The organism is Rhodococcus sp. WS1, assembly GCF_003797745.1.
Lineage (GTDB): Bacteria > Actinomycetota > Actinomycetes > Mycobacteriales > Mycobacteriaceae > Rhodococcus_F > Rhodococcus_F erythropolis.
Map to the genome: position 1 here is coordinate 17,751 of NZ_RKLZ01000005.1, position 26,833 is coordinate 44,583.

Consider the following 26,833-nt stretch of genomic DNA (forward strand, 5'->3'; position numbering starts at 1 on the left):
CAAGGGCTGCCGACAGCGTCAGGCTTTGACCACCTTGCGCCCGAGCAGCGATGCAACCAGTCCGTCGACGAAGGTCGCTTGCCGTCCGAGGGGATCGGAATCCGCTGCCGCGACGCTGCCGATCGAAATCGATCTCGTCAGGCCGGTCTCGCTGATGAATTCGGCGGCGAGGTGCGCTTCTCGGAATGTGAGGCCGCCCAGATGTGTCGTGTCGTCGACTCCGAGAACACGTCCGTCGATGATGTCCATGTCGAAATGGACGTGGACGCCGTTCACACCCTGGCCCGCCGCGGCGAGGACGCGAGGCATCAAGGCCGCCATGCCATGGCGATCGATCTCGTCGATCGTCACCAGCAATACCCCGTACTCGTCGAGTGCGCGCTTGTGATCGACCGTGGCGTTCTTGACGCCCACCAAGACGGTGTTCTCCAAACTGGGGCCGTGCAGATCCGCCGCCGACGACAGCAATTGTTCGATGTCACCGTGTGAAGCGAAAATGATTGCACCCAAATCGGTTCCAGGTTCGGTGGCGATCGGAATTCTGGTGTTCTGCCAGGCTTCGGCAGTGAGCCACAGCGGCAGCGTTGTGAGATCCGCAGCGGCATTCTCTGCTTGAATGCAGTCGAAACCGATTCCGGACATGTCCTCACGTAGACCGTGATCGAGGAGATGGCTTGCCAGGCCGGTAGTTTCGAGGTCGATCAATTCGACGGTCGCATTGGCATCGATCGGTTCGGTGCCCAGAACGTATCGCTTTTCGACGTAGGGCGATGTCATCGCCATCAAGAGCGCGCCGTAATCGATCGTGAAGTCGACGGTGCCACCCAGTCGGTATTCGTCACCTGTTTCTCCGGCGTCGACGAGGAGGTGATCGCTACTGGCGCTGATCACCTTCAGGCGCGGATCGATCGGGGTCAAGCCTTCCGGCGAGATGTCTTCGCGGCCGATGGACAAGATCAGGCGTCGGCTCGGCTTGTCCTCGTTGTCGAAGACGGGGCGTCGGCCGAATGCGTCTTCGCCTGAGACTCCATACGGCCGCGACGGCTTGACCTTGGCCTCGATGATGTCCGCGGTGAGAGTGAAGGCATCGTTGTTCAGCAGTTCGTACAGTCCTGGGGGAGTAGGTGATTCGGCCAGTACGATGCTGGCGCCCAAACGCAGATGGTTGATCCCCTCGGGCATCGTGCCCGTCTCGAGTAGTGGCAGCGAGAACGTATTGCCGCCGGAAACGATCGGCAGTTCGATCGAGAACCGCTTCGTGATTTCGTCGGCTAGGTAGACCAGATTCGACAGGTTGTCGACGGTCGGTTGGATGCCGCCGACGCAGGCGAGGTTCGCGCCGATTCCGATCAGTCTGATGCCCTCGATGGGAAGGATTTCAGCGACTACGTCCAACGCCTCCGCCGGCAGGATCCCTTCGCGGAGATCTCCGAGGTCGATCATCAGCACGATGTCGTGGACGACTCCTCGCGTTTGTGCTGCTCTGCCCAGAGCAGCAATCGTCGTCAACTCGGAGTTGAGGCTGATGTCCGCGTAGCGGATCGTGTCGTCGATCTCGTTCAGCGACGGTGCGCGGATCAGCATCAGGGGAACGGTGATGCCGTCGCGGCGAATGCGGGCCAGGTTGTCCAGGCGGGAGTCGGCGATCTGCGTGACGCCGCCGCGGACCATTGCTCGCGCCACCTTGGGGGAGCCACATGTAGATTTGCTGACGCCCGCCACCGCAATACCCTTGGCATTGGACGCTTCGACGAGGACGCGCGCATTCTGTTCGATACGACGCAGGTCGACGGTGATGGTCGGTCCGGTCATGATCTCCCCGTTTTCTCCGAAGGCGGTTCACGATCCGGGCATTCCAGACCGGACGGTTGGCGTGAGCTGGGCAACTTTGCTCCAACTGTTGTGTCGCAGGACACTTACGTGCAGTATGAGGATACAACAGTTTCCTACCAGGCACTCTAGAGGAGCGTCGATGGCTACTCTCGTCAAACACGTACTTCGGCGCAAGCCGGCTTTGCAGATAGACCAGGAGACCGGCGCAGATACCAACGGCGGCGAGCTGACCCGCAGTATCGGTTTGGCGCAGTTGTCCATGTTCGGCATCGGCGCCACGATCGGCACCGGCATCTTCTTCGTCCTCTCGCAGGCAGTCCCGGTTGCGGGTCCGGCAGTGATCATCTCCTTCGTTGTTGCCGGTGTCGTCGCGGGACTCACAGCGATTTGTTACGCGGAGTTGGCCGGAGCTGTCCCGGCGTCGGGCTCGTCGTATTCCTACGCTTACGCGACGCTCGGAGAGCTTCCGGCCATGGCCGTCGGCGCGTGTCTGCTTCTCGAGTACGGAGTCTCGGCCGCGGCGGTGTCCGTCGGATGGTCGCAGTACTTGAACCAGCTACTTGGCAACCTCTTCGGGTTCCAGATCCCCAACGCGCTGTCACAAGCGCCGGAGCAGGGCGGCATCATCAATCTGCCCGCAGTGATCCTGGTGTGCCTGTGCGGTGTTCTGCTCATTCGCGGCGCCAGTGAATCGGCCAAGGCCAACGCCATCATGGTCTCGATCAAACTCGCAATTCTGCTGCTCTTCATCGTGGTCGGCATCGCCGGATGGAACAGCAATCACTTCGCCGACTTCGCACCGTTCGGATTCAGTGGCGTCATGTCCGCCGCCGGAATCATCTTCTTCTCGTACATCGGCCTCGACGCCGTGTCCACCGCCGGCGAAGAAGTGAAGAACCCTCGTCGCAATCTCCCTCTCGCGATCCTCATTGCGCTCGTGTCTGTCACCGCGATCTACATCGCCGTTGTCGCCGTGGCGATCGGTGCACAGGATTCCGCATCGTTCGAAGGTCAGGAAGCCGGGCTGTCCGCCATCCTCGAACAGGTGACCGGATCTACCTGGCCGGGAACACTTCTGGCCGCCGGTGCGGTGATCTCGATCTGCAGCGTCACGCTCGTGGTCATCTACGGTCAGACCCGCATTCTGTTCGCGATGTCACGCGACGGCATGATTCCGTCGATCTTCCACAAGGTGAACCCGCGGACTCTGACGCCGGTGCCCAACACCATTATCGTCTGCGTCGTCATCAGCATTCTGGCCGGTTTCATTCCCATCAACTTCCTCGCCGAAATGACCAGTATCGGAACCCTGGTGGCCTTCCTCGTTGTCTCGATCGGGGTCATCATCCTGCGGCGCAGTGACCCGGACCTGCCGCGCAGCTTCAAAGTTCCCGGCTATCCGGTGACGCCGATCCTCTCGATCCTGGGTTGCCTGTGGATCATCAAGGACCTCCGAACCGTCACGATCTACGTGTTCCTCGTCTGGGTGACCGTCGCGATCATCTGGTACTTCGCCTACGGTATGAAGCACTCGCGGCTCGGTGCGAAGAACCGCGCCGAATTGGGATCGGAGTCCGACTCATGACGCTGCTCGCGGGATACGCACCCGACGGTGACAGTTCCGGAACCGTCCATCTGGCAACGCTGTTGGCGCGCTCGTCCGGTGAACCGTTGGTGATCTGCGCGGTGATTCCCTCGCCGCCACCGCCCGGAATGGCGCGGGTCGACGCCGAATACCACCAGCAGTTGCGAGCCGAAGCCGAAGCGGCACTGGCGAAAGCGCGGGCAGACATGCCCTCCGACGTCGACGTGACCTATGTCGTGCATGAGGCTCAGTCGACGTCGAGTGGCCTGCTCGATCTCGTTCACGAGCACGAAGCCAAGATGATCGTCCTGGATTCGTCTACGGCCGGGGTGTTCGGTCACGTGGCTCTCGGCAGTGTCACCTCACGCTTGCTGCACAGCTCCGACGTTCCGGTCGCCCTGGCGCCGAGGGGATTTCGAACCAAGCCCGGTGAGGTGGTTCGCCGCGTCACCGCCGCATACTCGGGCACACCCGATCAAGACGATCTGGTGCTCGCCGCCGCGACCGTGGCTGCGCGTGTCGATGCTGGACTCAGACTGGCGGCGTTTGCAGTTCGTGCGAACGCGCAGTACACGACCACGCTCGGGACCGAGGGGGATTCACCGATCATCTCTGAGTGGGCCGAGGTGGTCGAGCGCGAGACCAACGCTGCCTTCGAGCGCGTGCGTGCACTGCCCGAAATACCCGACGTCATGGAATCGGTTATCAGCCATGGTCGTAACTGGGCCGAGGCGCTCGAGGGCGTCGAGTGGGACCGAGGTGACGTTCTGACTGTCGGCTCGAGCAAGGCAGGTCCACTGGCGCGGGTGTTCCTCGGCAGTCGGGCAGCGAAGATCGTGCGGTACTCACCGGTTCCGGTAGTGGTGGTCCCGCGATCGGCGTCGACCCGAATAGTCGATCAGGCCGAAGCGGAATAGAGATCAGGGCCGACGAGCGGAGTGCTTGTCGGCCCTGATCTTTCAGACGGAGCGAGCGAAGAGCGCGGGCTCGGAGCCGGGAACCTGAGAGACCTGCTCTCGGGCAACCAGATGGCGAAGGTGAGCTGCACCTTCGGACAACGCCATCGTCTTTCCCATCGGGGAGATCTCGGCCCACGGCTTGTACCACTTCATCTTTGCCGCGACGTCCCACACGGTGAGCTTGTCGTCGGCGAACTCCTGGAGCAGGTGATCGAGTCGCTCCTGGTGATGCTCGATCAGCTCACCGGCGCGACCTCCGACGTCGTCGATCGGAATGCCGTGAGCGCCGAGACCGCGGGTGATGTTCATGTTCTGCACCCGTGCGAGCGAGTCGAGGAAATCGGCGAGGGCGTCACGCTCGTCGAGTGGGTACACGAAGTTGCCGACGTGTGGTGTCGTCTTCTGCAGGACGTGGTCGCCAGTGAACATGACGTCGGCGTCGTCGAGGTAGAAGCAGACGTGACCAGGCGTGTGGCCGGGGGTGTAGACAACGCGGAGGCCGCGGCCGGTGAGCGCGATGATCTCGTCGTCCGCGAGAAGGCGGTCGGGAGCCGACTCGGGGCCCACCGGAGACTCACCCGCGGCAGCCAGTCGGAAGGCATCACGGTCAGCTGCGGGCGCTCCGGCACGTTCCATGTTGTCGAGCTGGTACGCCATCCACTCCTCGTTACGCGCAGTGGCCATCTGATCGAACAGGTAGTGGTCGTCCTCGTGCATGGCGATCCAGGCGCCGGACGCCTCGCGGACCCGTCCGCACAGTCCGGTGTGGTCCGGATGGAAGTGCGTGACCACAACGCCCTCGATGTCGGTCACCGAATGTCCGATCTCGGCGAGCCCCGCGTTGAGGCCCTGCCAGCCATTGTCGTCACCCCAGCCAGCGTCGACCAAGATCAGTCCGCCGGGGGATTCCATGGCGTAGACGAGCGTGTGCCCGAGCGGGTTGTCCGTGATCGGGACAGGAATCTGAAATATGCCATCACCGATGGCTGCCGCACCGTTCATATCAAGTACCTCTTAACGATAAGGGAACGCACTCTTAGTACTTCATGTTTACCGTGCGCTCGTTTGGTTGGTGACACAGGTCCTGCCTGGCGGGAGTTCGGCATGTTTTCGGGCGACTTCGGATCGGGGAGAGTTTTATCGACCGAGTGGTCTCTTTGGGTCGAAAGATGTTGCTGATTAAAAGATTTCACACGTTGGTTGCGTTGGGAGCGTCGTCGGTTGGCTGATCCGTCGAGCAGTCACGCACTAGCCTCCGAGGGACAGGCGCGCTGTGCGGTTATCGAGAAAGACGGGTCATGCGTTTTCAGGTTCTGGACATCATTTTCAACCCACCCCATCCAGTGACCGGCGAGGAAGTTGCCCCGCCCGACCGGCTCAACCGCGTCGTCGAACTGGCGGTTCTCGCCGAAGAACTGGGTATCGATTCGTTCTCGGTGGGTGAGCGCCACGCCGGGCCGGTTCTTTCGTCGGCGCCAACCGTCGTTTTGGGCGCGATTGCGCAGGCCACGGACAGAATCCTGCTGTCGACAGGTGTCACCGTCCTGTCGCTACTCGACCCGATCCGAGTCGCCGAAGATTTCGGAACCATCGATCAACTCAGCCGGGGACGCCTCGAGATCGTGATCGGCAAGGGCAACGAGGTTCTTCAATACCCGCTCCTCGGTCTGGACATCGCCAAGCAGTACGAGTACCTCACCGAGAACTACGAACTCCTCAAACTGCTGATCAGCGAGGAAAACGTCAAGTGGGTGGGAACGCACCGGCCTTCGCTCGAGGACGCGACGACGCTACCGCGTCCTTTCGACGGCCCGTTCCGTATCTGGCACGGATCGGCTACCTCGTTCGAGGCCGTCGAACTCGCGGCGAAGTGGGGCGACCCCATCGTCACCGCCAACGCCTTCCAGCCTCGTGAGAACTACAAAGTGCTGATCGACCACTACCGCGAGCAGTACCTGGCGTACGGACATGACCCGGCCAAGGCGTATGTCGGTTCGGGTTCGGGCGGATTGTTCCTCGCCGACACGACCGAGCAGGCCATCGAAGAGTTCCGTCCGATCTACGAGGGCGCCGTTGCACAAGCTGACAAACGCACGCACGACCCCAAAGCGGTCGGAAAGTCGACGAGCTTCCGGACGATCGAGGAAGCCGTCGACCGCGGGCCGGCGTTGGTCGGGTCTTCGGAGCGAGTCGCCGAGAAGATCCTCGATTACCACCAGAGCTACGGCCACGATTTCCAATCGGTGTCGGTCAATCACGTGCTCGACTTCGAGCAGCAGAAGGACACTCTGCGCCGCTTTGCCGAGGAGGTCATCCCGCTGGTGAAGGCCGAACTGTCGACGACGCTGTGGACGTCGGTCGACAAAGATCGGGCGAAGGGTTTCACCGCCGTCGACTGAGCGGAGAAAGTCTGACTGTCGGGTAAGCAGGTCCGGCGCTGCGACCGCTCACAAGCTGCAGTAACTTGTTACCGACATCGCGGTCGGTTTTGACTGCAATGAAGGTATCCGTGAGTGGGAGTAGTGCGTTGACGTTGGGTGTGAACTCGCTTCCCGCGAACGAGCTGAGTCAGACGCTGTGGGTCGATCTGTTTCCTTGGCTGGACGACTACGTATCCGATCGTGCTGCGCTGCTCGAGCCGCTGGCCCCGTCGCCTGATTGGTGGTTCAGCGAAGCGCCGTCGTTCACTGTTCTCGAGGTCGATCTCGAGAAGGTTCTCTCCGAGCTGGCGTCCCTCTACATCGCTCACCACGCGGCAGCGGTATTACAAGAGAGCTTTCCGCTCCTTGGTGAAGATCTCCCGCTGGAGGTGTTGAGTCTCGATACTCGCGCAGTGACGGCGTTGTCACGGCTCACCACCGACAAAGCAATCGGCGGTCTACTGACGCATACGACCGCTGAGATCTTCGGCGTGCGCGGAACGAGCGAACAGACGGTGCACGACATAGTGCTCAACCTGTTGGTCTGTGCGGTCATGACGACTCCGCTCGCCCGCGTCGAGACCGCTGAGGAATCAGTTGCCCCACCCGCGATCACAGCGCTGCTCGACGATCTCGCTCAGCTGGCAATGTGGCGACGGGTCCGAGGCCAGGACAGCAGACCACTCGTCACCGTCGAGATCGACGATGAATCTCCGGCCTCGATTCAGGAAGTTGCCGCCCGGATCTCGGCTCTGACGCCGAACGACTTGCCCGACACGGACCGTACTGACGCGATGGACGAGATCGACAATCTCTTCTCGCAGCTGGATGAGCGGGAGTCGTTGGTGTTGCGTGAGCGGATCGTGGCGCGAGTTCCGCAGCGCAGGGGAGCGATCGGAGCCAAGCTCGGTGTGGGCTCGGGGCGAGTCGGGCAGATCGAGGCCGACGTGAAAGCCAAGCTCAACGCGGCGTGCGGATTCGGGACGGCGGTGGGGAACCTGCTTGCCAGCCTGCGGGTCGAGATTCAGCCGGTAGCTTCGCTTGATCGCCTCCTCGACGTGCATCCGAGCATCGCGGCGGAGGTGCCTGGTTACGGAGTTCCGCTGTGGTTGGTTCTGGACCGTCTCGACGACTACTTCGAGGTGACTGACGGTTGGGCTGCCGCTCCGGGCGTCGCGGAGGCCAAGAAACGGACTCAGACCTTGCTCGAGGACTTTGAGTCCCCGAACGGTGTGGTTGCACTCGACGACGTCGCCGAAGTGGTGTCGATGTCACGCGGCGAACTGGAGAAGTGGCTTGCGTGGTGCGGCGTTGTCGTTGTGGCGGAGTCTGCGCTGACGCGTGCGCGTCGGATCTCCGATCTGGCAGTCGGCGCGCTCGAAGCCGTCGGATCGCCGAAGTCCGTCGTCGAGCTAGTGGACTTGCTGAAGTCCGATCGCAGTGAGCGGTCGATCGAGCGCGCGCTCGAGGCCGACGATCGCGTGGCGCTCGACGGCGCAGTGTGGCGGCTGCACGCCTGGGGAAGCGCGGATTCCGTTGGGGAGGAACCGGTTTCTTCGGGAGAGGCTGAAGAAGCCAGTGAGTTCAACATTGGTGGTGACGGGATAGTCCGGCGCAAGCGGACACGCAACACTGCGAAGACGCCAGAGTTGACTCGCCGCCTGTACCGGTCAGGTAGTACGTGGCGGTATCGACTGACTGTGACCGCAGATCATCTGCGGGGCTCCGGATTTGCTGTACCCGCCGGTGTTGCAGTCGCTGCCGGCTGTGTGCGCGGTGAGACCATCGAGTTGGAGAGCCACCTCGGCGTTCAAGCAGTTCGGTGGACCGGAGCGCAGCCGACGTTCGGCACTATCCGCCGATTCCTGCGTGAACTCTCCGCTGTGGAGGGCGAAGACGTGTTGCTCGAGCTGTGGCAAGACGGAACCTTCCGCGTGGTCCGACCGGCGATCGTTCACTCTGACATCGACCCACTACGTCAGGCACTTGCAGAGGTTGGCAATCGCGAGCCATTGCGAACTGCCGAGAGACATGTGGTGCGGATTCTCGCCGAAGCCGTGTGTCTGGACGGCGAAGACCGTCCACGAAAGATACTGCGCGCGTACGAAGATCGTGGTGAAGACGTGGTTTTGGACTTCCTGGAGGCGGCATGGAGGCGCGGCGAAGCATCCGAAATCGACGAGGTAGAGGGTAAGGATGCATCCCATGACTGACGTCGCGGACACCCGCATAGTGGGCACCAAGATCCTTGCTGCGGACGAGTCCCTCGCCGGCGCCATCGGCTTGCACCACACCATCGCGACAGCGCTCGCCGATCTGATCGACAACAGCCTCGACGCCGAGGCCTCCCACGTGCTGATCAGGTTCGTTCAGGACGGCACACGGATCGTGTCGATGATGGTGATCGACAACGGCTCCGGCATGGACAGTGACACCATTGATTCCGCGATGACCTACGGCCGCCGACGCGACTATGCCGCCGGGGACCTGGGTCATTTCGGTGTAGGGATGAAGGCGGCGTCGTTGAGTCAGGCTCGGTTGCTCCGAGTGTGGTCTCGAAAGTCCGGGCACCCGACGCAGGGCCGCGAGATCGACTCGGCCTCAGTGCAGGGGCGTCAGTCAGTTTCGGTGATCGAGGACCGGCAAGCCGAAGAATTCTTCGACGCAGTCACGCCCCGCTTTCCCTTCGACACCGGAACTGTTGTCGAATGGCGCGGCATCACAACATTTCTCATGTCCGCGCACGCGGACGAGCAGACCAGCTGGCTCGAACAGACCATCAACGACGTGCGCAGTCACCTCGGCGTCGTATTTCACCGTCTCATCGAATCCGGCCGGATCGCTCTGACTGTGGATGTCTTCGACGTCGAAGCGGGACGCGCCGGCGCGCTGCGCACAGTCAGTGCCATCGACCCGTTCCGGTATCCGCGCACCGGCGACCCCAACTACCCTCGGACACTTACCGTGTCGATCGCCGGTGCCACAGTAACCGCCGAAGCTCACATGTGGCCCGCCCGGAGCAATGCACCGGAATTTCGCATCCACGGCGCCCCCGGCCGCGACCAGCAGGGGCTCTACTTCTATCGGCACGATCGACTCCTGCAGATCGGCGGCTGGAACGCGATAGTGCGGGGCCGACCGGACTACGGATTGGCACGAATTGCTGTCGATCTGAACGATTCTCTGCTGCAGCACATCACCATCAATCCCGAGAAATCGGGGGTGACGCTCGACGCCACTGCGTCGGCTGCCGTCGACGGGGCCGTCTTCACGGATTGCAACGGTGGATTCCGTTCGTATCTGACCGATGCCGAGCGCGTCGTGCGGGCAGCCCGAAGTTCTGCACCTCGGCCGATCAGCGTCATCGAGCCGGCATCCGGCTTTCCGGAAGACGTGCTCGATTCCTTCAGCGACGCCTTCGAATTCAGCGTCGGTGATGATCCTGTTGCTGTGGGTTGGCGAGCCTTGGCGCGTGATCAGTTCTTCGAAGTTGACCTCAAGACTCGGACTTTGTGGATCAATGCGCGTTTTCGGCGTGATCTGCTCGGACGTCGCAGTCTCGACCCGGCTGATGCTCCGGTGCTCAAGACGCTTGTCTTCCTGTTGGTGAGTGAGATGTTCGAAGGAACGAGAATCGGCGCTCGTCAGAGGGAAAAGATGCAGGCGTGGCAGGAAGTGTTGATTTCCGCAGTGGCAGCGCACCGGGAGCAGGTAGTGCAGTGAGTGATGAAGTATTCCGTGCGGTTGCGCGTGAACTCGGTGACGGGTTTCCGCCCGAGAACGTGCTCTACCCGGTCAACGCGCGCCTGCGAGCGAGCTATCCGGATGGCCTGACCATCGCGGACATCATCGATGTGTTCCTCGATGAGAGTGCTGTCGGTGTACGAACGGCGCTCACCTCGCGTCTACGGCAGTGGGATGCGGAAAGTGTCGAGACGTGGGTAGGCTCGACTGTTCCGCAAAGTCCGGAACGGCGGGCTCGGATCTACGACTTGTTGGGATTGCCGGTCGACGCCCACGCCGAGATGGATGCGCACTTCCCTCGCGAAGGTGGGCCCGTTGTCATTGCGGCTCAGCAGCCGTGGGACCCCTGGTACACCTCCGAACGCCGCCGCGAGCACGACTTCTATTGGCGCGCTTACAAGCGAGGTCTAGCCGACAAGAACTGGGACGAGGCGACAATCGGAAAGCTGGACATTGCAACCACTGAGGTTGTGCACCGGCTTGCGGATCCGACGCGGCCCGAGCCGTATCAGTCCAAAGGTTTGGTGGTCGGCTACGTCCAGAGCGGGAAGACGGCGAATTTCAGCGGCGTGGTGGCCAAGGCGATCGACGCTGGGTACCGCTTGGTCATCGTGTTGACCGGCACGATCGAGATTCTCCGGAGCCAGACTCAGCGACGCCTCGACATGGAATTGGTCGGTCGTCAAAACATCAGTGCCGGTGTGGACGACGACTACGCCAACGACGAGGACTGGCGGGACGGGAACTTTCTCGAACACGAAATCGATCCGAACAAGACCAATGAAATCCCGGCTATCCGTCGACTCACCACCTCGACCTTTGACTACAAGAGCCTGCTCGCGGGCCTGAGCGCACTGCACTTCGAAACCGTGGATCACTCCCTTCCGCTGAATGATCCGAAGAATCTGTACCCCAGCAATATTCGCATCGCGGTCGTGAAGAAGAACGTCTCCAGCCTCAAGAAGCTGGTGGCCGATCTGAAGAAAGTGCCGACCGAACTCGATCAGATTCCTGCCCTGATCATCGACGACGAAGCCGATCAGGCATCGGTGAACACGATCGATCCGAAGAAGATGAAAACCGAGCAGGTCGAGCGGACGGCGATCAACGGTCAGATTGCCGAGATCCTCGGTCTACTCGAGCGTGCCCAGTACATCGGTTACACCGCAACACCTTTTGCCAATGTGTTTGTCGATCCGGAAGACAGCGTCAACGTCTTTCCTTCGGACTTCATCGTCAGTCTCGAGCGGCCCGGCCCGTACATGGGTGGTGCGGACTTCCACGATCTAGACGATCTCGAAGACGACGACAAGACTCCGGCCAATTCGAACCAGAAAGCGTACGTACGGGATCTCCGGGCCGAGTGCGACGAGGATCGCTCAGCCGAGCAGTTGCGAGCGCTCGACTCGTTTGTCCTGACCGGGGCGATCAAGCTATTCCGGGAATCGAAGGGCGCCAAGCCGTATCGGCACCACACGATGCTGGTGCACGAATCGGTGAAGCAGGCCGAGCATGACGCCGTAGCCGACGACTTCAAGGCCTTGTGGAAATCGGCCGGATACAGCCAGGCCAAGAGTCTTTCCCGGCTGGACAAGCTCTGGGCCGAAGACTTTGCGGTGGTGAGTGCGGCTCGGGGCAGTGAACTGGAGAATCCTGGTTCGTTTGCCGAGTTGGAGGAATTCATCGGCGCTGCCTACGACAAGATTTCCGAGGGAACCAGCCCCGTTATCGTGGTCAACGGTGCGGCCGAGAAGGACTACAAACAGGATTCCCTCGATTTCCAGGAACGCGGCGTGTGGAAGATTCTGGTCGGCGGCACGAAGCTGAGTCGCGGCTTCACGGTCGAGGGCCTGACCATCACTTATTATACGCGTCGAACGGGCCAAGCTGACACATTGATGCAGATGGGACGATGGTTCGGATTCCGCCCCGGGTACCGAGACTTGGTGCGCCTGTTCATCGGCCGCACGGTTGGCGGACCCGCCGGCGCGGACTACGACATGTACAAGGCGTTCGAGGCGATCGTTCGGGACGAGCAGGAGTTCCGGAACGAGCTCACTCGGTTCAGCGGCGTGAACGAGAAGGGCGAACCGTGGGTCACTCCACGCGATGTGCCGCCGATGGTGTTTCAGCAGCTGCCGTGGCTGAGGCCAACGGCTCGAAACAAGATGTTCAACGCCGATCTGGTTTATCGAGGCATGGGCGGTGAAAGTTTCAGCTTCACGATGCAGCCCCCGCGAGGCGACGGTTCGATCAACGCTCGGCACTTCGACGCGGTTGCACCATTATTGAAGTCGTTGGGCGAAACAGGGTCCTTCAATTTCGTTGACAAGGATGATGTTTCGCGATCGTTCACTGCGCGATACGGCATTGTCCCTGCCCATGTGGTGTTGGAGGCCGTCGACCAGTTCGAGTGGGCGAACGGGTGGGATTTCGGTCCCCACCGCGAAGCGCTTTCGACCGCAATCGCATCCGGATTGCTCGAGGATTTTGCAGTTCTGCTGCCGTACCCCAAGACCCGGGAGCCGATCGAGATCAAGGGTTGGCACGAGAAACTTCCGATCGTCAATCGCAAGCGTCAGGAACGCGAGTACCGAACAGGTTTCACCGGTACGGCCGTCCGTGAGCGCGATGCGATCGAGCACATTGCGGGCAGCCCGAAGAAGAACGGTGGACCGCTTGCGGGTGCTCTTCATCGGAAGACTCGCGGTGCATTGATTCTGGTATTGGCGAACGATCCGGCTCCTCGTCAGTTGAAACGGGCACAGGCTGGTCCCGTGGACTCGCGCGATTTTGCGACGTTGTTCTCGTACGCGCTTCCGCACGCGGCGGAGCCGTTGGGGCGAATCGGTTTTCGGGTGAAGCAGTCAGGGACAGGGGCGATCGTCGATGCGAACTAGGTGTGTTGTGGTGGGAGACAGGAATGGGTTCTGATGGCTAAGACGATTGCGACGATCAACCTCAAGGGCGGCGTCGGTAAGACGACGATCACCGCGGGGTTGGCCGAGTTCATGTCGCTCGAATTCGGTCAGCGCGTGCTGCTGATCGACCTCGATGCGCAGATCAATCTCACGACGATGATGATCAGCGAGGATCACTGGCTCGAACTCAACAAGCAAGGGCTGACCAGCGCAACCATTTTCCGTGACGCTGTCGATGGCACGTCGAACTTCGATCTCGAAGCTTCGATTCAGCGCGGAGTCTCGCCGGTCAAGCGAGTGACGGGTGTGGATCTGCTTCCCTCATCTCTCGATTTGATCGAGCTGCAGGAGGAGATCAGTGCCCTTCGGGTTGCTGATCGGAACTCCACCAAGCCGGTTGAATTGTTGAGGGATGCCGTCGCCCCGGTGATGCCGTACTACGACTATGTTCTGATCGATTGCCCGCCGAATCTCGGGCCGATCACACTCAACGGATTGGCCATGGCTGACGGCTACGTGATCCCCACGATCCCGGATGTACTCTCCACGTACGGCATTCCGCAGATCCAGACGCACATCGCGAAGTTCGGCAAAGAACTCGCCCGTGAACTCTTCGAACTCGGGTTGGTGATCACCAAGTACAAGTCCAACTCGGCGGTGCACCGCACGACTGTGCGAAATCTTCGGCGCGATCCCAACGTCCCACACGTATTGCCGGAATATCTCGCGGAGTCGAATCAGATTGCCGCGTCGGCGGAGTTTCACCCGTACAGCACTTTGAAGGTGAAGTACGGCAATGCAGGTCAGTTCGATCAGATGCGTGCGATCACGCAGAACATTCTCACGGAAGCGCAGGCGAAGCTATGAGTGCGGGTATCGATGAGGCGCGTCGTCGCGTGCAGGTGCAGGAAACCGGTGCAGCGCTCCTGAAACTGGGAGCAACCAACGCCTCAGCATCGGTGTTACTGGCCAAGCTCGTTCAGGTCGTGGCGGAGGAAGCCGCCCGCACTCCGCGTTTTGCGAAGGCAATCGAAGAGGCTTTTGCGGTTCCATCGGATGGAGCGACGGTTGCGTTGCCTGCTGCTGCGCCGGCGCCGCGTCGTCGTGCTGCTGCCCCGAAGGTGAAACGGGAGCCGGGGGCTTTCGACCCGTTCGAGGTCTTCAAGCTCGATGGGGAAGAGGCTCTCTTGGAGCGTCTTTCGTCCCTCGATGCCGACGGGATCAAGGACATCATCGCGGAACAGGAAATGGATACCCACAAGGAGACGGGCCGCAAGCGCAAAGTGGATGTGCTTGCAGTCTGGACCGTCGAGCGGGTGAAGGCACTGACCTCGAAGGGCAGTGCGTTCCGGTAGGGGCTCCTCCTCTCAGCGCGCCGTTGTGGTCCTTGGGGCCGCCAGATTGGCGCACTGGTTCGCCGGACTCCTTCATCAGTGGATGGCGATACCACACGAGTGGCTTCGAATGATTCCGCGCGGCGCCGGCTAGTGTGTGAACTTGCGGGTTGGACGCTTACCAGGAAGGCGCATAGTGGCACCTTCGGTGATCTCCGAGTTTCTTGACCCGCCGCCCGCCGCGCTGGAGGCGCAGTGGAAATCGGTACTCGCACGTCAGGAGGTACCGAAGGGAAGCCGACAGGTGCCGTTCGTTCCGAGCGAGGTCGTGTTGTCGCTCTGCGCATCGCTGTTGGTTGACCATCGCCGGTTCGGTAGCTCTTCTGCACATCGAGCGGGAATGCCGGTCCAGCATCTTGCGAGTTTGTTCAAGCGTCCGCCCACGAGCTTTATCGCAAAGATGGCGAACCTGGATGGAACACGTAGTCATGGCGGGCGATATGAGGTCGAAGTCGCGTCGTTGATGCTTTCGGACAGCGTGTTGATGCAGGACGTATACCTTCGAATTCTGCGGTCGGCGCGTTCCCACGGAATTGACGAACATGCGTTGCCAGACTTCCTCGAATTGGAAAACGGCGAAACGCTGTGGTTGGCGGGACAAGAAGAGTTAGTCCAAAGTGAGATCGAGAGATCCTTGGAGCAGTCGCTCGAAAAGTGGTCTAGCGAGCGTAAAGATATCCCCATCGCGACCACCCAGCGATTGCTGACCTCGAGGGTTCGGATCGGCCAGCATCGGTTCGCCGCTGGCGTACTCAGCAATCACGAGCACCGCTGCGTGTTCTGTGGCCTTAGCGCGAACATCGGTGGCCGACGCCGGCCGCGCCTCCTTACTGCAAGCCATATCAAGCCCTGGCGAGACAGCACTGACAAAGAGCGACTTGACCGTCGCAACGGCTTCACCGCGTGTCCGACACATGACATTGCCTTCGATACGGGGCTCATCACCGTCGATGAGGACTTGAACCTCCATTACGCGCCCGGCGTCGAGAGCGATATGGAGATCGAAGGTCCGCTTCGCGCCGCACTCGGGAAGCCACCTCTGAGAGACCGATTGATCTTGCCGGACAAGGCGGAGCGTCCGGATGTTGTCTATCTGGACTGGCACCGCACGCAGATCTATGTCGCTTCGTGACTTCGCCAGCGAGCGCTCTGCGGAGCAGATCGAAGATGAGCCAGACTACTTAACTTGTGTAATACCAAGATCACCGTCGACGCCGTCTGCATCATCGCCGCACGCACAGTCACAGTCTCCGCCGCAACCGCCGGGATTGCAGTCTCCGGCGTAGCTGTCGTCATCGGCGTCGCAGTCGAGGTCTCCGCCGAAGGATTCAGCAAAATCGTCGTCGAGTTCGTGAGTGAAGTCGTGAACCTCGTCGATCAGGTTCAGCAGATGCTGCGGAGCGAAGGGATCGGCGTCGAGCATCGTGGAGACCAGTAGGTGGTCGCCGCTGAAGGCGAAGCGCAGGCGTGGCCATTCCTGCGCGAGTTCGATCAGTCGAGTCGCAGCGTGCGAGGGATTGCCGAGGCCCGTCAGGACCGAGGACCAGACGTTGATCTGAGGGCCGTCATCCGCAACAGTTACGTAGACGACAAACCCGTGAACCGGCACGACAATGTCGCCGTCGTCATCGGTGGCAGGCTCACTGCCCAGTAGTTCGGCGAGGGTCTGGACGCACAGGCGAACCAACTCGTCGCGCTCATCCGTCACCAAGGCAATTGCGCCGTTGATGTGGAGGGGCTGGTCGGCGGTCGTGTCTTGGTCGCTCATGGATCCTCATGTTCTGTGCCAGTCCGAGCAGGCGCTGGGCACTGTTTTCGTACGGTAGCTGTCAGGTCTACGGTAATCGGCGCACACTGTTGTCCGCGCAGTGGATGATCAAAGATGCCTGGGTAGGTCCGTGTTGATCTGGACTTGACAGCCGACCAGCGACGTGATGCGAGCTCCGACAAATCGGGCAGCCTTGTGGCAGTGAGTATCTCGGCTGTCGGTAGGTAGATCTAGCCTCCATACATGACGGGTCAGCGAGTTCGGCGAGCTTCACATCTTCGTTTGGTAGCTGCATATCGAGCGGCGCAAAGCCAGATGAAGGTCCTTACGCCGAGGCAGATGCGGAATCAGCGTCGACGGCCGGAGGTGGCGAACTTTGTCATGCGGATCGAACTCGATTGCATCACGCCGCCTATTTGGAGACGGTTTTCGGTCCCGTCGAATATCGAAACTGGACCAACTTCATTCGATTGTGCAGGCGGTGATGGGGTGGGGAGATCAACACGCTCATCAGTGGGTGAGTGTCCATCATTCAACGGACAACGGCCCAGATCGGTATATCGCGCCAGAGGTGATCGAGCGCGACGGATACCAGGAAGACGAGTTTGGTGAGGACGAAGTCCGGATCGACGAGGCAGTTACCGCGGTCGGGGAGTACGTCCGTTATGAGTACAACGCCCGCGCAAGGTGGAGTCACACGTTGGTTCTCGAGCAGATTGTCGAAGACCAGCCGATTTCTGAGCCATCCTGTCTCGACGGCGAGAGAGCGTGCCCGCCGGAGGATTCTGGCGGTCCGATCGGGTATCGCGAGTTCCTGAACGTGCAGGCGAGTACCGGACTGTTCGATCCCGAACGTTTTGTTCCTGCAGAGTCCAATGCAGCAGTCACCATTGCAGTGGCACTGCATAAGTCACCACCTGTGGGAAGCTCGGTGTTCGAGAAGTTCTTGCGCCGCCTGTCGGTTCATTCCGCGCCGAAATTGTTTGCCGCAGTTGCCAAATCGGAGCTTCGTGGCGGATATGACAACTATTTCGAGGTGATGCGTGAGGGAGCAACCCGCCAACTGCTGTGGCTGCTGAACTCCGCGCGAGGTGGTGGGATTGTTTTGACGGCGTCCGGGGCACTTCCTTCGGGCCATGTTGCGGCCGCCCGAGACGAACTCGATTGGGGCAGCGACTGGATCGGTGTCACGGCAGGGAGTGACTCGCAATTAGCAGTACTCGTTGAAGTCGCAAAGACACTGAGATTTGTCCGGAAACTCCGAGGCACATTGCTTCTGACTCGACTCGGCGCGTCAGTGCTTGCATATGAAGGCGAGCTGTGGCGTCACATCGTGTCGGCCATGCCGTTGGGAAAGGGTGAGTTGGCGCAGGAAGCCGGCCGAATTCTGTTCCTTACGTTGGCTGCCGGCTTGTCGGAGTCCGAACGTAGTGAACTGATGATCGAAGGCCTCACGGCATTGGGTTGGTCGACAACAGACGGAACACGACTCGGGGACGACGATTGGACGTGGATGGTGCGAGACACTCTCGTGTACTTGCGAATGATCGGGGCGATTGTCTCCAATCCGCTGGACCAGCATGTTTCCGCCGATCCCGAGTGGGGCCGACGGTTTGCCAGGATGGTCCTGTCGATGTAGGTATGCGATCGAATCGAGCATCGATTTCAATCGATGCGGAGTTGTTATATGCGCTGGAAGCGCACGATTTTACTGCGGCGGAAACATGAATATTTTCGGGTGGGAAAATATCGGAGTTTTTGTTCGAAATTGCCATCATGCTATGGTCGATTCTCAGTTGTTGAATTGCGTGGTCGAGCCAAAAGCTTGCGCAGAAGATTTATTTTGTGGAGGTTGGGTTTCCGAAAAGACGAAGTGCGTGTTGCTAGTCAATTGAATATGTGACCGGTGTTGGTATTGCGGTCGCTCCTAGGGCGTGCAGAAACGAAGCGCAAAGATCCTGAACAGGGGTTTTGTGCTTTGCTCTGCCGATTATGTGCGAAGGATGTGGCATGTGACGGGGTCCGACATGGTCCAGTTCAGTACCTTGGTAATTGTTTCACTGCTTGTTGCTTTTTATGGTGGAACATTTCTGATTTCTCTTCGTATTGGTAAGAAACAGGAAAATGCCGACGGTTTTATGACCGCCGGAAACAAATTAGGATTTGGTGTTTCGGCCGCGAGTATGACGGCCACCTGGATTTGGGCGTCGTCGATGTACGCATCTGCCACTTCTGGCTACACCTACGGAATCTCCGGCCCCATTCACTACGGTTTGTGGGGCGCGTTGATGATTCTCTTCATTTATCCGTTCGGCCAGCGAATTCGTAAAGTGGCACCGAAAGCCCACACGCTGGCTGAGGTCATGTACGCGCGGCACGGACGCTCGAGTCAGCTGATGCTCGCGGGTTCCAATATCGTCGGCAGTCTCATCAGTTTGATGTCGAACTTCCTCGCTGGTGGTCTGCTGATCGCGTTACTTTCGCCGTTCAACTTCATCCAGGGTGTGTTCATCGTTGCGCTGGGCGTTTTGCTGTACACACTGTGGTCGGGCTTCCGCGCTTCGGTGTTGACCGACTTCGTTCAGCTGATCGGAATGCTCGGTGCGGTAGCGGTTTTGGTGCCGTTCATCTTCTTTGCGGCAGGGTTCCCGGCAGCCTTCGAATCCGGGGCAGGCAACCTCACTGCTGAGCAGGGCAACTTCTTCTCGAGCGTTGCCTTCTTCGAGCAGGGCGCGCCGTACATCGCAGCAGTTCTTGCCTACGCAATCGGCAACCAGACCATTGCCCAACGTCTGTTCGCGGTCCGCGAAGACCTGATCAAGCCCACCTTCATCACCGCAACCGTCGGATACGGCGCAACGGTCATTGGTGTCGGAATGCTGGGTGTTCTCGCTCTATACCTCGGAATCGAGCCGATGGATGGTGACGTCAACAATCTGATTCCGCAGATGGCCGCGTCGTACCTGCCCGGAATTTTGCTGGCTGTCTTCTTTGTCATGATCATCGGCGCGCTGTCATCGACGGCGGACTCGGACCTTGCTGCGCTCTCGTCCATCGTGATGACCGACGTTTACGGCCAAGCCGTCGCAGGCAAGGCCAATGCGAACCCTCGACGGATGCTGCTCATCGGCCGAGTAACGATGATAGTTGCCACGGCGGCGGCTATCTCCTTGGCAAGTCTGCAACTGAGCATTCTTGATCTGTTGGTGTTCGTCGGCGCGCTGTGGGGCGCGCTGGTGTTCCCGGTTATCGCGAGCTTCTATTGGGGAAAGGTCACCAACAAGGCCTTCACTGTGTCGGTTCTGGTGGCGCTTGCCGCCTTCTTGCCCGTCCGATTCAGTTGGGTGCCGATGGATGGGATGTTCGGGATCTTCTCCGACATCGTTGCCGTTGTCGGTATCGGAGTGGTGCTGGGGCTCATGGCATTTGGATTCTTCGGCCTGAAGGTTGCGCAGATCGTCGGTGGCCTGGCGATCGTGCTGTCCGCGCCGTTCGCAATCGGCTTCCTGCACGACTACCCAACGCTCAGCGGTTCTTTGGTGGCCTATGCCGTCAGTACCGTCGTGTGCTTTGCGATGTCCGTCAATCAGCGTGAGACGTTCGATTTCGAACTGATCAAGCAGCGGACGGGAGACTTCGACGATGACGAGCTTCCTGCCGTGGGAGCGTCCGGAAAGTAACCGTCGAGACAAGTGGAAGGGCTACGAATGAGTACAGCTCTACTGACCATTTATGTTCTGATCTGGCCGGCGTTGGTCTTGGTCGTGCTGGGAGTCATCAGCAAGGGATTCTTCAAGGATTGGGCAACTGCTCGCCGCAACGGTGAGGATCTGGTCTAACTTTTCACGCCGCCACCGACGGACTTCTTGTCGGTGGCGGCGGTCATATTGCAATCGGGACTGGGGGCAGCGTTATAGTTGCCCAGTGCAACACGACGGAGCAATGGCGCTCACCGGTCCACCAGCCGTTCATGACGAGCTGGTGCACCTGACGCGGCAGTTGATGACGGGGGATCGGCATTCCGATGACCACCCGTCGATCGCCCAGCATTCGTTCCTCTCCTTCATCGGCCGCAATGACGGATGCAAGGCCACGGAGATCTCCGAAGTCTTCGGCGTCAACCGCTCGACCATCTCGCGCCAAGTGCGCGGGTGCATCGAGGCTGGCTGGGTGTATGCCGATCCGGGATCCGTTCGTCAGGGCAATCCGCTGCACCTCACGGAGGCTGGCCGCAAATACCTCGACGCCGCCGACGCGCGTCGGCTCGACCAAGTCGCCGGCAGGCTGCACGATTGGACCGAGTCCGAGGTCGCAGACTTCGCCCGCGCACTCCACCGCTTCAGAATCAGCATCGAATCGCAGACCAACGGAGATGACACCCTGTGAGTGAGTACAGCGCCAAAGCCCAGTTCACCATCTCCGACAATGAGTCCGTGGTGCACACCGTCTTCACTCACGCCGAGCGCACGCCCGAACTGACGGTGTTCTCCCGCCCCAAGGGAGAGGGTTGGGTAGATGTAACGGCTAAAGAGTTCGCCGAGCAGGTCACCGGCGTCGCAAACGGTCTCATCGCCGCTGGCGTGCAGGCAGGCGACCGCGTCGCACTCCTCTCCGCGACCCGATACGAGTGGACGCTCTTCGACTTCGCCATCTGGGCTGCCGGCGCCGCTACCGTTCCGATCTACGACTCGTCGTCTCAGGGGCAGGTCAGCTGGATCCTCGAAGACTCCGAGGCCGTCATCGCGATCGTCGAAACCGGCGCGCACGAGCAGCTGTTCCAGGACGCGCCAAGCTCTCTCAAGGCCGTCATGCAGATCGACGACGGAGCAGTCGAAAAGCTGACCGCACAGGGCGCCGACGTTGACGGCACCGAGTTGAAGAAGCGACTCGCGGGCATCAAGGTCGACGATCTGGCGTCACTCGTCTACACCTCCGGCACCACAGGCCGCCCCAAAGGATGCATCCTCACGCATCGCAACTTCCTGTCCGAGGTGCGCGGGATTCTCACGGCATCGATCGGCAAGGTGGCGGTTCCGGGAAACCGAGTCCTGACCTTCCTGCCGCTCGCTCACGTGCTGGCTCGCGCGGTGTCCCTCGCGACGTTCGAAGCTGGCGCGTCGCAGGCGCACTGGTCCGACTTTGCCACCATTACAACTCAATTCGAGCGGTACAAGCCCAACACCATCCTCGGTGTTCCGCGTGTCTTCGAAAAAGTCCGTGACGGCGCAGCACGGAAGGCGGAGTCCGGTGGAAAGATTCCGGGCGCGATCTTCGCTTTCGCAGAAACCACTGCAAAGGAATACAGCGAAGCGCTCGACAAAGGTGGTCCCTCGCTGATCTTGAAGGCGAAGCACGCAGTGGCAGACAAGCTCGTGTACTCGAAGCTTCGTGAAGCTCTCGGCGGCGAATGCTGGTTCGCGATCTCCGGCGGCGGCGCCCTCACTCCTGAGTTGGGGCACTTCTTCCGCGGGCTGGGAGTTCCGATCTACGAGGGCTACGGTCTCACCGAAACTACTGCGGCGCACTGTGTCAACGTCCCAGGTGCTCAGAAGATCGGAACCGTCGGACAGCCCATGGGCGGCAACGGGGTTCGCATCGCCGAGGACGGCGAGATCGAACTCAACGGCGGGGTTGTCTTCAAGGGCTACTGGAAGAACGACAAGGCCACCGAAGAGACATTCGTCAACGGCTGGATGCGGACCGGTGATCTCGGTGAACTCGACAGCGAAGGTTACCTTTCCATCACCGGACGCAAGAAGGACCTTCTGGTGACAGCGGGTGGCAAGAACGTCTCGCCCGGCCCGATGGAAGACCGTATCCGTTCGCATTCCATCGTCTCGCAAGCAGTCGTCGTCGGCGACGGGAAGACCTACATCACGGCGTTGCTGACCGTCGACCCCGAGGTGTTCGAGAAGTGGAAGGCGGAGAACGGCAAGCCTTCTGGTGCCACCGTCGCCGAACTACGTGACGACAAGGGCCTTCGAGCGGAGCTGCAGAAGGCTGTCGACGACGCCAATGCTGCTGTCTCGCATGCAGAGTCGATCAAGAAGTTCGTCATTCTCGATCGCGATCTGACCGAGGAAGACGGTGAGATGACAGCGACGCTCAAGATCAAGCGCAATGTCGTCGTCGATCGGTTCTCGAAGGAGATCGAAGGAATGTACGCGAAGAGCTAGGCGCGTTTGGGGAACTGCTCGCGGTAAGCCATCACGTCATCGAGGCGGAACCTGCGGTGGGTGCCGCGTAGTTCGATCGGGAGTTTCCCGGCGTCGGCGAGTTTGCGCACATACGTGTCCGAAACGCCGAGGATCTCTGCTGCCTGCGAGGTGGTGAGGAGTTCTGCGACGGGCCCGAGGGCGACGCTGTCGCCGGCAGCGAGGTAGGTCAGGAGCTGCACGACGGCGTCGCCGACCGATGGCGGAATCTCGATGCTCACGCCGTCGAACACCAGCGTGGTCGTGTCCGTCGAGGTTGCGGCTCTCTCGGCCAGGGCCGTTTTGATTCGCTCGGCAGCATCGCCGTCGACTGCGGAAACGATGTGGTCGATGCTCACGCGGTATATCTCCGATCGAAGGCAGTGTTTCGCAAGCATAGACATCGACAGTGTCCGTCGGCACGCTGGCTAGCGCCGTGTGCGTTGCATTACATGAGTGCCGTGAGTGGAAAACTATTTACCCACGTAGATCGGAATTCGAAGGTTTTGGCGCCCAAAGATATTCGACTCGACGCATATGTAACTCACCAAATTTGGTGTACCCGCAAGTAACATCCTGAGCGTGGCTAGACGATCGGTAACGGTGAGATTCGACGTAGAGGAACTGAGGGCCCTAGAGGCCCTCCAAGAGCTCACGGGCGCGGACATTTCCAGCGTCATTCGTGAAGCTGTGATCGAGCATGCTCGTCGATGTGTTGCACAGGGAAAGCCCCGCGACATCGCCGAGCGACGCAAATCGCTGACCTTGCAGGAAGCCTTCGCCAAGTACTCCGCGTTGTGCACCGACGAGGAGCGGGAAGCGTCATAGCACATCTGTCGATGCGATGGTGACCGGTTGAGTTCACAGTGATTCTGACTGTGGCGCTGCGTAGTTCGTTCGAGGAATATTGCGGCAACAGAAGTGTTGCGTAGACCTCTGACAGGAGCTGGCCAGTGACGGACGTCCTCGAACTCTCCACCGATGTATTGGTGATCGGTGGTGGCCCCGCCGGCGCATGGGCAGCGTTGCGCGCGGCCAAGGCCGGTGCAGACGTCGTCCTGGTCGACAAGGGCTACTGCGGAACGAGCGGCGCAACGGCCCCCTCCGGAACGGGTGTTTGGTACGTCGAACCGGATACGACTGCCCGTGAGCGGGCGAAGGCCGGTCGTGAGGCGCTCGGCGGATATCTTGCCGACCACCATTGGATGGACCGCGTCCTCGAGCAGACCTACTCCAACATGGATCTCCTCGCGGTGGAGGGCAGATATCCGTTCCCCGTCGACTCCAGCACGGGCAAGCAGATCCGTACCGGCTTGCAGGGACCTGAGTACATGCGACGGATGCGCACCTGGATTCGTCGAGCCGGGGTGCGGATCCTCGACCATTCGCCGGCACTGGAGTTGTTGGTGGACGGTGAGGGCCGAGTTCGCGGAGCTGCGGGCTACCAGCGTCACGAACATCAGGACTACCGCGTCTCGGCAGGCGCGGTAGTGGTCGCCAGCGGAGGTTGTGCGTTTCTGTCCGGTGCGCTGGGTACCAACGTCGATACCGGTGACGGTGCATTGATGGCAGCGGAAGTCGGAGCCGAGTTCTCCGGGATGGAGTTCTCGAACGCGTACGGGATCGCGGCGGCCGGATCGACGATCACCAAGACGGCTTACTACGCGTACGCGACGTTCTTTCACGCAGACGGAAGCGTGCTCGAAGGGGCCGGTTCGGCGAAGAGGAGGTCCGTCATCGCCAGCACGTTGCAGAACGAGCCGGTCTTCGCGCAGATCGATCGGGCCGACGCTGATGTACAGCGTCGAATGAGGCTGGGGCAACCCAACTTCTTCCTGCAATTCGATCGCCGCGGAATCGATCCCTTCACCGACAAATTCGAGGTCGGCATGCTCGCTGAAGGCACGGTGCGCGGCACTGGGGGAATCAACGTCGTCGATGACGATTGCGCGTCATCCGTTCCAGGACTGTTTGCCGCCGGGGACGCCGCGACCCGAGAGCGAATCTGCGGAGGGTTTACCGGCGGGGGAAGTCACAACGCCGCGTGGGCGATGTCTTCTGGTTCGTGGGCGGGAACCGGTGCTGCGCGCTATGCGCTGTCGGTCGGACGTGGGTCTACCAGTGGTCTTCGCGGAGCCGGAACCGTCGGATTGCGTAATCCGGTACGAACCGGGTTTGCTGCCGACGATGTGGTGAAAGCTGCTCAGGCGCAGCTGATTCCCTTCGACAAGAACTACCTCCGCAGCGGTGATCGAGTATCCGCAGCGCTCGGTGAGCTCGAATCGCTGTGGGGTGCAGTGAGTGCGGATCTGGGCGCGGATCCAGCAGGTCGGATGGCGGCGCGGCAGGCTGCCGCGATCACGGCCGTCGGTCGCTGGATGTACCACTCGACGTTGGCGCGGACCGAGACTCGGGGAATGAGCAAGCGGGACGATTATCCCGAACTCGATGTGACGCAGCACCATCACGTCCTCACCGGCGGTTTGGATTCGGTGTGGACCCGGACTTCTGAATCTGTCGGGTTTGCACTGGTGGCGTCATGATCGAGCTGGTTTCTGCGCCTGACTGCATCGGCTGCGACAAGTGCGTAGACGTTTGTCCTACAGATGTTTTCGATCGGACGCCGTCGGGCGTCCCGGTGATTGCGCGCCAATCGGATTGCCAGACCTGCTTCATGTGTGAGGCATATTGCCCGACGGATGCGCTGTATGTGCATCCGCAATCCACGCCGTTGGAAACGGCCGATGTGATCGAGGGCGATCACATCGGCCGCTACCGAGAGAAGATCGGATGGGGCAAAGGGCGGGCACCTGGGTCCCTGACTGCGGTGGGCCCGGAGGTGCCCCGTCCGGTTACGACCTGACGAGAATCTTGACTGCAGTGTCGTTGTGCTCGATCAGAGTGGTGAATCCTTCGGAGATCAATTCTTCGAGCTGAATACGACCGGTGATGAATGGCGCCAGATCGACGACACCGTCCTGGACCATCTTGATGACCGCTTCATGGTCGCGTACGTACGCGATGGTTCCGCGTAGGTCGATTTCCTTGAGGACCAGCTTCTGCATGTCAATGGTCGCGGGCTTGCCCCAAATCGACACGTTGACAACAACTCCAGCAGGCCTGACCGTGTCGAGCATGGTGTCGAGTACTGCGTTGACGCCTGCGCACTCGAAACCGATGTCTGCGCCGATGCCTCCGCTGAGTTCGAGGACGCGCGCTTTGACGTCTTCGGTGGTGGGATCGATGACGTAGTCGGCGACTCCACTGGAGAGGGCCTTGGCTTTGCGGGCCTCGCTGAGTTCGGTGACGATCGTCGTGACACCCAGACCCTTGAGGACTGCCGCAACGAGGAGTCCGATCGGTCCGGCTCCGCCCACGATGGCGACGTTGCCGCTTTCGGCTCCACTGCGTACGACGGCGTGATGGGCGACGCTCAACGGTTCGATGAGAGCTGCCTCGTCGAGCGGGATGTTGCCGATCTTGTGGATCCAGCGACGGTCGACGACGACCTTCTCGCTGAGTCCGCCACCGCCGCCGGCCAAGCCGATGAACCCCATCTTCGTACACAGGTGGTAGTTGCCCGCCTTGCACGGGGCGCACTCGTTGCAGACGAAGTACGGCTCGACGACAACATTTTCACCGACCTCGACGTCCGTGACACCTTCGCCGACCTCTTCGACGGTGCCGGAGAACTCGTGGCCCATCGTGACCGGCGCATTCTCGTGTGAGAGTGGATGCGGGTGGCCCGGTGCGGAGATGAAGATCGGTCCCTCGAGGTACTCGTGGAGATCGGTGCCGCAGATTCCGCACCATGCGACCTTCAGCTTGACTGTTCCTGGCCGCAATTCGGGCTCAGGGATCTCTTCGATCCGGATGTCTTTCTGCCCGTGGAACCGTGCTGCCTTCATTGATCCGCACCTCACTTCGTTGTGAATCCCCTGGTAGATCGACGCTAGGCCGATTATCGGCGTGGGTGAAGGGTTGCAACGGAATGCAATGGGGTGGAACCGATCGG

General features: G+C 60.6%; 22 protein-coding genes. 17 read left to right on the forward strand and 5 right to left on the reverse strand.

What is annotated here, in order from left to right; genetic code table 11:
* Positions 1–18 precede the first annotated feature (18 nt).
* Entirely contained in the window at positions 19–1,812 is a 1,794-nt protein-coding gene (locus EEB12_RS29665; protein ID WP_134999873.1) for an alanine racemase, read from the reverse strand.
* 160 nt (positions 1,813–1,972) lie between these two features.
* Between EEB12_RS29665 and EEB12_RS29670 the strand changes: the two genes are divergently transcribed.
* Both EEB12_RS29670 and EEB12_RS29675 read left to right on the forward strand, forming a co-directional pair.
* Complete coding sequence (locus tag EEB12_RS29670; RefSeq protein ID WP_134999872.1) at positions 1,973–3,418, forward strand: amino acid permease; 1,446 nt, start codon at positions 1,973–1,975, stop codon at positions 3,416–3,418.
* Positions 3,415–4,335: a universal stress protein gene (locus EEB12_RS29675; protein ID WP_003940649.1), complete on the forward strand. Its 921-nt coding sequence runs from the start codon at positions 3,415–3,417 to the stop codon at positions 4,333–4,335. Before EEB12_RS29670 ends, EEB12_RS29675 begins: the two co-directional genes overlap by 4 nt.
* A gap of 42 nt (positions 4,336–4,377) precedes the next feature.
* Here the strand turns inward: EEB12_RS29675 and EEB12_RS29680 are convergent, their stop codons facing one another.
* Entirely contained in the window at positions 4,378–5,379 is a 1,002-nt protein-coding gene (locus EEB12_RS29680; protein ID WP_058037188.1) for an MBL fold metallo-hydrolase, read from the reverse strand.
* Positions 5,380–5,675: 296 nt separating this feature from the next.
* Between EEB12_RS29680 and EEB12_RS29685 the strand changes: the two genes are divergently transcribed.
* The 7 genes from EEB12_RS29685 to EEB12_RS29715 all read left to right on the forward strand — a co-directional run bounded on the left by EEB12_RS29685 (position 5,676) and on the right by EEB12_RS29715 (position 15,988).
* Complete coding sequence (locus EEB12_RS29685; protein ID WP_134999871.1) at positions 5,676–6,776, forward strand: LLM class flavin-dependent oxidoreductase; 1,101 nt, start codon at positions 5,676–5,678, stop codon at positions 6,774–6,776.
* 110 nt (positions 6,777–6,886) lie between these two features.
* Entirely contained in the window at positions 6,887–9,010 is a 2,124-nt protein-coding gene (locus EEB12_RS29690) for a hypothetical protein (RefSeq protein ID WP_258537559.1), read from the forward strand.
* A complete protein-coding gene (locus EEB12_RS29695) occupies positions 9,003–10,520 on the forward strand; it encodes an ATP-binding protein (RefSeq protein ID WP_007729274.1) in 1,518 nt (505 codons plus the stop codon). Before EEB12_RS29690 ends, EEB12_RS29695 begins: the two co-directional genes overlap by 8 nt.
* Positions 10,517–13,441: a Z1 domain-containing protein gene (locus tag EEB12_RS29700; RefSeq protein ID WP_141489177.1), complete on the forward strand. Its 2,925-nt coding sequence runs from the start codon at positions 10,517–10,519 to the stop codon at positions 13,439–13,441. Before EEB12_RS29695 ends, EEB12_RS29700 begins: the two co-directional genes overlap by 4 nt.
* Before the next feature lie 33 nt (positions 13,442–13,474).
* Positions 13,475–14,329 carry a ParA family protein gene (locus EEB12_RS29705; protein ID WP_141489178.1) on the forward strand — a complete coding sequence of 285 codons (855 nt, stop codon included), beginning with the start codon at positions 13,475–13,477 and terminating at the stop codon, positions 14,327–14,329.
* Positions 14,326–14,817: a hypothetical protein gene (locus EEB12_RS29710; RefSeq protein ID WP_045071457.1), complete on the forward strand. Its 492-nt coding sequence runs from the start codon at positions 14,326–14,328 to the stop codon at positions 14,815–14,817. The genes EEB12_RS29705 and EEB12_RS29710 overlap by 4 nt, the downstream gene beginning before the upstream one ends.
* 175 nt (positions 14,818–14,992) lie before the next feature.
* A complete protein-coding gene (locus EEB12_RS29715) occupies positions 14,993–15,988 on the forward strand; it encodes an HNH endonuclease (protein ID WP_141489179.1) in 996 nt (331 codons plus the stop codon).
* A 45-nt stretch (positions 15,989–16,033) separates the two neighbouring features.
* On the opposite strand, the gene EEB12_RS29720 is transcribed toward EEB12_RS29715, so the two are convergent.
* Positions 16,034–16,624, reverse strand: a complete 591-nt coding sequence (locus tag EEB12_RS29720) for a T3SS (YopN, CesT) and YbjN peptide-binding chaperone 1 (protein ID WP_054831766.1) — start codon at positions 16,622–16,624, stop codon at positions 16,034–16,036.
* A gap of 484 nt (positions 16,625–17,108) precedes the next feature.
* Here EEB12_RS29720 and EEB12_RS29725 point away from each other — a divergent pair, with 484 nt between their 5' ends.
* From EEB12_RS29725 to EEB12_RS29740, 5 genes are all read left to right on the forward strand, one after another.
* Entirely contained in the window at positions 17,109–18,263 is a 1,155-nt protein-coding gene (locus tag EEB12_RS29725; protein WP_258537562.1) for a plasmid pRiA4b ORF-3 family protein, read from the forward strand.
* 388 nt (positions 18,264–18,651) lie between these two features.
* Complete coding sequence (locus EEB12_RS29730; RefSeq protein WP_172436616.1) at positions 18,652–20,304, forward strand: sodium:solute symporter family protein; 1,653 nt, start codon at positions 18,652–18,654, stop codon at positions 20,302–20,304.
* 27 nt (positions 20,305–20,331) lie between these two features.
* Positions 20,332–20,463 carry a putative transporter small subunit gene (locus EEB12_RS30715; protein WP_003941363.1) on the forward strand — a complete coding sequence of 44 codons (132 nt, stop codon included), beginning with the start codon at positions 20,332–20,334 and terminating at the stop codon, positions 20,461–20,463.
* 103 nt (positions 20,464–20,566) lie between these two features.
* The gene (locus EEB12_RS29735; protein ID WP_007726042.1) at positions 20,567–21,010 is read left to right on the forward strand and encodes a MarR family winged helix-turn-helix transcriptional regulator; all 444 of its coding nucleotides are present in this window, start codon (positions 20,567–20,569) and stop codon (positions 21,008–21,010) included.
* Positions 21,007–22,800 carry an AMP-dependent synthetase/ligase gene (locus tag EEB12_RS29740; protein WP_141489180.1) on the forward strand — a complete coding sequence of 598 codons (1,794 nt, stop codon included), beginning with the start codon at positions 21,007–21,009 and terminating at the stop codon, positions 22,798–22,800. The genes EEB12_RS29735 and EEB12_RS29740 overlap by 4 nt, the downstream gene beginning before the upstream one ends.
* On the opposite strand, the gene EEB12_RS29745 is transcribed toward EEB12_RS29740, so the two are convergent.
* Positions 22,797–23,177: a helix-turn-helix domain-containing protein gene (locus tag EEB12_RS29745; protein WP_003941392.1), complete on the reverse strand. Its 381-nt coding sequence runs from the start codon at positions 23,175–23,177 to the stop codon at positions 22,797–22,799. The two genes, EEB12_RS29740 and EEB12_RS29745, sit on opposite strands and share 4 nt — an antisense overlap.
* A gap of 223 nt (positions 23,178–23,400) precedes the next feature.
* Between EEB12_RS29745 and EEB12_RS29750 the strand changes: the two genes are divergently transcribed.
* The 3 genes from EEB12_RS29750 (at position 23,401) to EEB12_RS29760 (ending at position 25,681) form a co-directional block, all read left to right on the forward strand.
* Complete coding sequence (locus EEB12_RS29750; protein WP_258537558.1) at positions 23,401–23,646, forward strand: hypothetical protein; 246 nt, start codon at positions 23,401–23,403, stop codon at positions 23,644–23,646.
* Between the two features lie 125 nt (positions 23,647–23,771).
* Positions 23,772–25,361, forward strand: a complete 1,590-nt coding sequence (locus EEB12_RS29755; RefSeq protein WP_141489181.1) for an FAD-dependent oxidoreductase — start codon at positions 23,772–23,774, stop codon at positions 25,359–25,361.
* Positions 25,358–25,681: a ferredoxin family protein gene (locus EEB12_RS29760; RefSeq protein WP_080712758.1), complete on the forward strand. Its 324-nt coding sequence runs from the start codon at positions 25,358–25,360 to the stop codon at positions 25,679–25,681. The genes EEB12_RS29755 and EEB12_RS29760 overlap by 4 nt, the downstream gene beginning before the upstream one ends.
* On the opposite strand, the gene EEB12_RS29765 is transcribed toward EEB12_RS29760, so the two are convergent.
* Positions 25,671–26,726 (reverse strand): 2,3-butanediol dehydrogenase, encoded by a 1,056-nt coding sequence (locus EEB12_RS29765; protein ID WP_003941279.1) that lies wholly within the window; start codon positions 26,724–26,726, stop codon positions 25,671–25,673. The genes EEB12_RS29760 and EEB12_RS29765 overlap by 11 nt on opposite strands.
* Between the last annotated feature and the right edge of the window lie 107 nt (positions 26,727–26,833).

Excerpts from the sequence above, each read along its gene's own strand:
- EEB12_RS29665 (WP_134999873.1), bottom strand. The coding sequence starts at position 1,812 with ATGACCGGACCGACCATCACCGTCGACCTGCGTCGTATCGAACAGAAT.
- EEB12_RS29670 (WP_134999872.1), top strand. The coding sequence starts at position 1,973 with ATGGCTACTCTCGTCAAACACGTACTTCGGCGCAAGCCGGCTTTGCAG.
- EEB12_RS29675 (WP_003940649.1), top strand. The coding sequence starts at position 3,415 with ATGACGCTGCTCGCGGGATACGCACCCGACGGTGACAGTTCCGGAACC.
- EEB12_RS29680 (WP_058037188.1), bottom strand. The coding sequence starts at position 5,379 with ATGAACGGTGCGGCAGCCATCGGTGATGGCATATTTCAGATTCCTGTC.
- EEB12_RS29685 (WP_134999871.1), top strand. The coding sequence starts at position 5,676 with ATGCGTTTTCAGGTTCTGGACATCATTTTCAACCCACCCCATCCAGTG.
- EEB12_RS29695 (WP_007729274.1), top strand. The coding sequence starts at position 9,003 with ATGACTGACGTCGCGGACACCCGCATAGTGGGCACCAAGATCCTTGCT.
- EEB12_RS29705 (WP_141489178.1), top strand. The coding sequence starts at position 13,475 with ATGGCTAAGACGATTGCGACGATCAACCTCAAGGGCGGCGTCGGTAAG.
- EEB12_RS29710 (WP_045071457.1), top strand. The coding sequence starts at position 14,326 with ATGAGTGCGGGTATCGATGAGGCGCGTCGTCGCGTGCAGGTGCAGGAA.
- EEB12_RS29720 (WP_054831766.1), bottom strand. The coding sequence starts at position 16,624 with ATGAGCGACCAAGACACGACCGCCGACCAGCCCCTCCACATCAACGGC.
- EEB12_RS29725 (WP_258537562.1), top strand. The coding sequence starts at position 17,109 with ATGGGGTGGGGAGATCAACACGCTCATCAGTGGGTGAGTGTCCATCAT.
- EEB12_RS29730 (WP_172436616.1), top strand. The coding sequence starts at position 18,652 with ATGGTCCAGTTCAGTACCTTGGTAATTGTTTCACTGCTTGTTGCTTTT.
- EEB12_RS30715 (WP_003941363.1), top strand. The coding sequence starts at position 20,332 with ATGAGTACAGCTCTACTGACCATTTATGTTCTGATCTGGCCGGCGTTG.
- EEB12_RS29735 (WP_007726042.1), top strand. The coding sequence starts at position 20,567 with ATGGCGCTCACCGGTCCACCAGCCGTTCATGACGAGCTGGTGCACCTG.
- EEB12_RS29760 (WP_080712758.1), top strand. The coding sequence starts at position 25,358 with ATGATCGAGCTGGTTTCTGCGCCTGACTGCATCGGCTGCGACAAGTGC.
- EEB12_RS29765 (WP_003941279.1), bottom strand. The coding sequence starts at position 26,726 with ATGAAGGCAGCACGGTTCCACGGGCAGAAAGACATCCGGATCGAAGAG.